Source organism: Luteibacter sp. (assembly GCF_036499525.1).
Classification (GTDB): Bacteria; Pseudomonadota; Gammaproteobacteria; order Xanthomonadales; family Rhodanobacteraceae; genus Luteibacter.
In genome coordinates this window covers 26,958-33,350 of record NZ_DASYDO010000030.1, presented here as the reverse complement: position 1 = coordinate 33,350, position 6,393 = coordinate 26,958, and the positions used below count along the sequence as shown (strand labels likewise).

Below are 6,393 nucleotides of genomic sequence, written 5' to 3'. Positions count from 1 at the left end.
CCGTAGGAGCGCGCCCTGCGCGCGACATGTTTTGAAGCCATGACCCGGAGCTGGCGCCAGCTTGGGGACTGGGCCGAAAAGCTGTCGCGCGCAGGGCGCGCTCCTACACCGGGTGCCAGACCAACGCGCCGCGTTCATTTGACCCCGTGCATCAGCCGGTTGATGAGCGGGGCAATCAGGAACAGGACGATGCCTGCGCCCACCAGCAGCTCGAAGCTGAAGCTGAAGCCGGAAAGCGCCGAATTCACGGTCATGCCGGTTTCGCCGCTGATGTGACCGGCGAGCAGGCCGGAAAGGTTGTTGCCGATGGCCGTGGAGAGAAACCAGCCGCCCATCGCCAGGCCTACGACGCGGATGGGCGCCAGCTTGGTCACCATCGACAGGCCGATCGGCGACAGGCAAAGCTCGCCAATCGTCTGCAGCACATAGCAGGCTGCCAGCGGCCAGAACGGGATGAGCCCTTGGCCGTCCACGAGGCTTTTCAGCGCATACATCAGCACCAGGAAGCCGAATGCGTTGAAGATGAGGCCCAGGCCGAACTTGCGCGGGATGGAGGGTTCCTTGCGGTGGCGTGCCGACCAGCCCCAGGCCAGCGCCACAATGGGCGCGAAAACCAGGATCGCCGCCGAATTCACCGACTGGAACCAGCCGGTAGGGAATTCCCAGCCGAACATCTGGCGATCCACGATGTTCTGCGCCAGGAAGTTGAACGAGCTGCCGGCTTGCTCGAAGAACATCCAGAACAGCACGTTGAAGGTAAAAAGGACCAGCATCGCGATCACGCGGTGGATCTGGATACGGTCATGCCGCACGGCTTCGATCACCAGCATCACCGCCACGCCGATGAACAGCGCGCCCAGCAGCCACGCGATGAAGATCGCTCCGGCCTTGGCCATCAGGAGGTACACCAGCGGAATGGCGACGAGGACGCCGGCGATCACCGCCAGCAGGTTCTTGCCCTCATGACGTTCGGGGGGCGGCACGCCCACGCCCTGCAGCTGCTTCTTGCCGCACAGGAACCAGACGAAGCAGATGATCATGCCGACGCCGGTCGCCGCGAACACCACCTTGTAGTTTTGCTGCAGCGGCGTGTCGGTAATCACCGAGGCAAGCCAGCCGGTGACCAGTGGCGCGAGGAATCCGCCCAGGTTGATGCCCATGTAGAAGATGGTGAAGCCGCGGTCGCGACGCTCGTCGCCCACGGGGTAGATCTGGCCCACAAGCGACGAAATGTTTGGCTTGAACAGGCCGTTGCCGACGATGACCGTGGCCAGGCCGGCAAGGAATAGCTGCTGGTTGGGGAGCATCACCATGAACAGGCCGCTGCCCATGACCGCGGCACCGAGCAGGATCGAGCGCTGGTAGCCCAGGATGCGATCCGCTACCCAACCGCCGAAGATGGCCGACGCATAGACCAGGGCGAGGTATGCGCCGTAGGTGCGACTGGCATAGCCTTGTCCCGACTGATCGCCGTTGAAGAACTCCGCGACGATGTAAAGCGTGAGGGCCCAGCGCATGCCGTAAAAGGCGAAGCGCTCCCAGAATTCGGTCATGAACAGCATCCACAGCGGACGCGGGTGACCGAGGGTCTGCGGGTACTCGGGCACAGGCCTGGCGGCGGCTGAGGCGGTCGGTGTCATGGCTTCCCTTGTGAGCGGTTCGTCCGAGGTGTTTAACTGGACCGGCTCTACGCGTCAAATCTTACGGAAGACTCCGTAGGAGCGCGCCCTGCGCGCGACATGTTTTGAAGCCATGACCCGGAGCTGGCGCGCCAGCTTGGGGACTGGGCCGAAAAGCTGTCGCGCGCAGGGCGCGCTCCTACGTTCCGAGGATAGTGCGCACTTCGATCAACTCGGGGAAGAAGGTCTGCTCCAGCGCCTTGCGCAGGAAGGCCACGCCAGAGGATCCGCCGGTGCCTTTGCGGAAGCCGATGATGCGCTCCACCGTCTTCATGTGGCGGAAGCGCCAGAGCTGGAATGACTCCTCGATATCCACCAGTTCTTCGCTGAGGTGGTATTCGGACCAGTATTGGGCGGTGTCCTCGTAGATCCGCTTGAACAGGGGAAGCAGCGCGGGCTGGCTACGCCAGGGCTGGGTGACGTCGCGCTCGAGCAGTTCCACCGGCACCGGATGGCCCCGGCGCGCGAGGTAGCGCAGGAATTCGTCGTAAAGGCCCGGCGCCTCGAAGACCTTGCGCAGGCGTTCGTGCGCGGCCGGGTCGTGTTCGAACACACGCAGCATGTCGGCGTGCTTGTTGCCGAGCAGGAACTCCACGATCCGGTACTGCAGGGACTGGAACCCCGAAGAAGGCCCAAGGACGTCGCGGAATTCGAGGTACTCGGCCGGCGTCAGTGTCTCCAGCACGCCCCACTGCTCGTAGAGCTGGCGCTGCACCTGCTTGATGCGCGCCAGGATCTTCTGCGTGCCGCCCACGTCGTCGGCGCGCAGGCGGGCCAGCGCGGCCTCCAGCTCGTGGATCATCAGTTTCAACCAGAGCTCCGAGGTCTGGTGCTGGATAATGAAGAGCATCTCGTCGTGGTGCGCCGGCTCGCTGCGCGGCTGCTGCGCAGTGAGCACCTGGTCGAGCTTCAGGTACTCCCCGTAGGTGAGGCGCCCGTCGAGATCGGTGCTGATGCCGGGTTCGAGGTCGCGCTGTGGAGGGGTCATGGAAAATTCGCGATGGGGGGTTGACAGGGCTCCGAACCCGCGCTGCAAAGCCATATAAGGGGTTTCGAAAGGTTTTGTCATGCTGCGCCGTGCCTTGCCGGGTGATAATACCCCTGATATCTAGTCCGGCTCGCAAGAACCCAAAAGCCGTGTCGTGCCCCGCTGGATGGGCACGGCCGCTTCCCCACTCGTGCGTGTCGTTTCTAACCATCCCCGGGAGCGAGTCGTGTCCATCGCCGCCAAGTTCGAAATTGAATACCTGCAATACCTTGACCAGGACGGCAAGGAAACCGGTAAGGAACTCCCCGAATTCGCCAAGGACCTCGACCATATGGTCGAGCTCTACAAGCTCATGGTGTCCACCCGCGTATTCGACGCCAAGTCGATCGCGCTGCAGCGTACCGGCAAGCTGGGCACCTATGCCTCCTGCCTGGGCCACGAGGCCGCCCACGTGGGCATCGGCAGCGCCATGCGCCGCGAGGACTCGCTGGCCGTGTCCTATCGCGAGTACGGCGCACAGCTGTACCGCGGCGTGAAGCCGCGCGAGGTCTACACCTACTGGGGTGGCGACGAGCGCGGCAACGACTTCGCCGACGCACCCGCGCACGACTTCGCCTGGTGCGTGCCCATCGGCACGCAGTGCCTGCACGCCGCCGGCTCCGCCCTGGCGTTCAAGATCCGCAAGGAACCGCGCGTCGCGGTTTGCACGGTGGGCGATGGCGGCTCTTCAAAGGGCGACTTCTACGGCGCCATCAACGTCGCGGGCGCGCAGCAGTTGCCGCTGGTGGCCGTGATCGTGAACAACCAGTGGGCCATCTCGGTGCCGCGCCGCATCCAGAGCGGTTCCGGCACGCTGGCCCAGAAGGGCATCGCCGCCGGCCTGCACTGCATCCAGGTGGACGGCAACGACATCATCGCCGTGCGCAAGGCCATGGAGGACGCGCTCGAGCGCGCCCGCTCCGGGCAGGGCGGCAGCGTGATCGAAGCGGTCACCTACCGCCTCGGCGACCACACCACCGCCGACGACGCCCGCCGCTATCGCGGCGAGCGGGAAGTGAAGGACGCCTGGGACCGCGACCCCGTGCCGCGCCTGCGCAAGTGGCTCGAAGGCAAGGGCAAGTGGGACGACGCGAAGGAAGAGGCCTGGAAGGCCGAATGCGACGACTGGATGGACAACGAGGTGAACGCGTACCTCGAGTCGAAGGCGCAGCCGGCCACGGCCATGTTCGACTACCTGTACGCCGAACTCCCCGCCGACCTCGAAAAGCAGCGTGAACTCGCCGCTTCCCTCGATCGCAAGTAAGGATCCCTTCCCATGGCACAAATCACTCTCATCGAAGCGGTGACCCAGGCGCTGGCGTACGAAATGCGCAACGACGACCGCGTTGTCGTGCTGGGCGAAGACGTCGGCGTCAACGGCGGCGTGTTCCGCGCCACCCAGGGCCTGCAGGAACAGTTCGGCGAAGAGCGCGTGATCGACACGCCGCTGGACGAAGCCACCATCGCCGGCATCACCGTCGGCCTGGCCGCCCAAGGCATGCGCCCGGTGGCCGAGGCGCAGTTCGAAGGCTTCATCTACGCGATGATGGAGCACATCGCCTGCCACGCCGCGCGCATGCGCAACCGCACTCGCGGACGCATGACCGTGCCGGCCGTATGGCGCGCCCCGTGGGGCGGTGGCATCCGCGCGCCGGAGCACCACTCCGAGGCGAACGAACACCTGTTCACGAACATTCCCGGCCTGCGCGTGGTGATGCCATCCTCGCCGGCGCGTGCGTACGGCTTGCTGCTGGCCGCCATCCGCGATCCGGATCCGGTGATCTTCTTCGAGCCCAAGCGCATCTACCGCCAGTACAAGGAAGAGGTGCCGGACGACGGCGAGGCCTTGCCGCTTGATGTCTGCTTCGTGCTGCGCGACGGCACCGATGTCACCCTCGTGACCTGGGGTGCGCAGGTGAAGGAATGCCTCGAGGCCGCCGACGAACTGGCCCAGAAGGGCATCAGCGCCGAGGTGATCGACGTGGCCACGCTCACGCCGCTCGACTTCGACACCATCGCCGAGTCGGTAACCAAGACCGGCCGCTGCGTCATCGTTCACGAAGCCCCGAAAACCGCCGGGTTCGGTGCCGAGATCGCCGCCCGCCTGTCTGAGGAATGCCTCTACAGCCTCCTCGCGCCGGTGGAACGCGTCACCGGTTTCGATACGCATATCCCGCTGTTCCGCCTGGAAATGAAATACCTGCCCAGCGTCGAACGCATCGTCGAAGCCGCCGAGCGCACGCTCGCCGCCTCCTGAGGAACCGATAGAAATGGCCGACATCAAGACCTTTTACCTGCCGGACCTCGGCGAAGGCCTTCCCGACGCGACCGTCGTCGAGTGGCACGTCAAGGAAGGCGACACCATCAAGCTCGATGCCCCGCTGGTGTCGATGGAAACCGCCAAGGCCGTCGTCGACGTCCCGTCGCCCTACTCCGGCACCGTGAAAAAGCTGCACGGCGCCACCGGCGACATCATCGAAACCGGTGCCGCCCTGGCCGATTTCGAGATCGATCCGAATGCGCGCCAGCGCGCTGAAGCCGAATCCACCGGCCACCATCATGGCCCGAAGAGGGGCGTGGGCAGCCAGGCGCCGGACGATGCCAGCAAGGTCATCGCCTCCGACGACGGCGGCGAGATCGATTCGGACGGTCCCGCACCGGCCCATCGCGAAGACGAAGGCACTGTCGTCGGCGCCATGGTCAGCGGCAACGCCGTGCACACCGAGCAGGTCAGCAGCGCCGGCGGCGTGAAGGCCGTGCCGGCCGTACGTGCCGCCGCCAAGAAGTTCAAGGTCGACCTCGCCCGTGTGCAGCCCACGGGCGCCGGTGGCGTGATCACCATGACCGATGTGAAGAATGCCGCCGCCAACGGCAGCGCCACGCCCGGCGCCGCCCCGGCCCGTCCCGCGTCGGCGCAGCACCTCGCCCCGACCCTGCCCGAGCCGGGTCCGGCACCGCAGCGCACCGCCGTGTCGCAGGCCGGCAAGGCTGTCCGCACCGGGCCTCCGGGCAAGGAAGCGATGGGCCAGCCGGAGCAGCTGAAGGGCGTTCGTCGCAACATGGCCCGTGTGATGGCCGACGCGCACGCCAACGTCGTCCCGACCACCCTGGTCGACGACGCCGATCTGCACGCCTGGATCGGCAAGCAGGACATCACGGCTCGCCTCATCCGCGCCATCGTGGTGGCCTGCAAGACGGTACCGGCGCTCAACGCCTGGTTCGACGGCAAGAACCTCAGCCGCACACTGCATCCGCACGTGGACATCGGTATCGCCGTGGATACCGAGGACGGCCTGTTCGTGCCGGCCTTGCGCAATGCCGATGTGCTCGACGGCGCGGGCATCCGTGCCGCCATCAAGCGCCTGCGCAGCTCGGTCGAAGATCGCAGCATTCCGGCGTCGGAGCTTGCCGGCTACACCATCAGCCTGTCGAACTTCGGCATGTTCGCCGGCCGCTACGCCACTCCGGTGGTCGTGCCGCCGACGGTAGCCATCATCGGCGCCGGCAAGCTCAGCCACGACGTCGTGGCCGTGATGGGTGGCATCGAAGTGCACCGCCGCATGCCGCTGTCACTCACCTTCGACCACCGCGCCGCCACCGGCGGTGAAGCCGCGCGCTTCCTGAAGGCGATGATCGACGACCTGGGCTTGCCCCAGTAAGTCGCGGCTTACGCCGCCGTGCCCTCGT

At 65.9% G+C, this 6,393-nt stretch carries 5 protein-coding genes; 3 read left to right on the top strand and 2 right to left on the bottom strand.

The window, feature by feature from the left end; all coding sequences use genetic code 11:
• Positions 1–134: 134 nt before the first annotated feature.
• Both VGM71_RS06410 and VGM71_RS06405 read right to left on the bottom strand, forming a co-directional pair.
• Positions 135–1,640, bottom strand: a complete 1,506-nt coding sequence (locus VGM71_RS06410; RefSeq protein ID WP_331543161.1) for a peptide MFS transporter — start codon at positions 1,638–1,640, stop codon at positions 135–137.
• 178 nt (positions 1,641–1,818) lie between these two features.
• A complete protein-coding gene (locus tag VGM71_RS06405; RefSeq protein ID WP_331543159.1) occupies positions 1,819–2,667 on the bottom strand; it encodes a tryptophan 2,3-dioxygenase in 849 nt (282 codons plus the stop codon).
• A gap of 226 nt (positions 2,668–2,893) precedes the next feature.
• Between VGM71_RS06405 and pdhA the strand changes: the two genes are divergently transcribed.
• Genes pdhA through VGM71_RS06390 form a run of 3 tightly spaced genes read left to right on the top strand, consistent with a single transcriptional unit; the run spans position 2,894 to position 6,365 of the window.
• Entirely contained in the window at positions 2,894–3,970 is a 1,077-nt protein-coding gene (gene pdhA / locus VGM71_RS06400; RefSeq protein ID WP_331543157.1) for a pyruvate dehydrogenase (acetyl-transferring) E1 component subunit alpha, read from the top strand.
• A gap of 12 nt (positions 3,971–3,982) precedes the next feature.
• On the top strand, positions 3,983–4,963 hold the full coding sequence (locus tag VGM71_RS06395; RefSeq protein ID WP_331543155.1) for an alpha-ketoacid dehydrogenase subunit beta: 981 nt from the start codon (positions 3,983–3,985) through the stop codon (positions 4,961–4,963).
• Between the two features lie 13 nt (positions 4,964–4,976).
• Positions 4,977–6,365, top strand: a complete 1,389-nt coding sequence (locus tag VGM71_RS06390; protein WP_331543153.1) for a dihydrolipoamide acetyltransferase family protein — start codon at positions 4,977–4,979, stop codon at positions 6,363–6,365.
• Positions 6,366–6,393 lie beyond the last annotated feature (28 nt).

Bases quoted from the DNA above. Each gene is read 5' to 3' on its own strand.
- VGM71_RS06405 (WP_331543159.1), bottom strand. From the start codon at position 2,667: ATGACCCCTCCACAGCGCGACCTCGAACCCGGCATCAGCACCGATCTC.
- VGM71_RS06390 (WP_331543153.1), top strand. From the start codon at position 4,977: ATGGCCGACATCAAGACCTTTTACCTGCCGGACCTCGGCGAAGGCCTT.
- VGM71_RS06395 (WP_331543155.1), top strand. From the start codon at position 3,983: ATGGCACAAATCACTCTCATCGAAGCGGTGACCCAGGCGCTGGCGTAC.
- VGM71_RS06410 (WP_331543161.1), bottom strand. From the start codon at position 1,640: ATGACACCGACCGCCTCAGCCGCCGCCAGGCCTGTGCCCGAGTACCCG.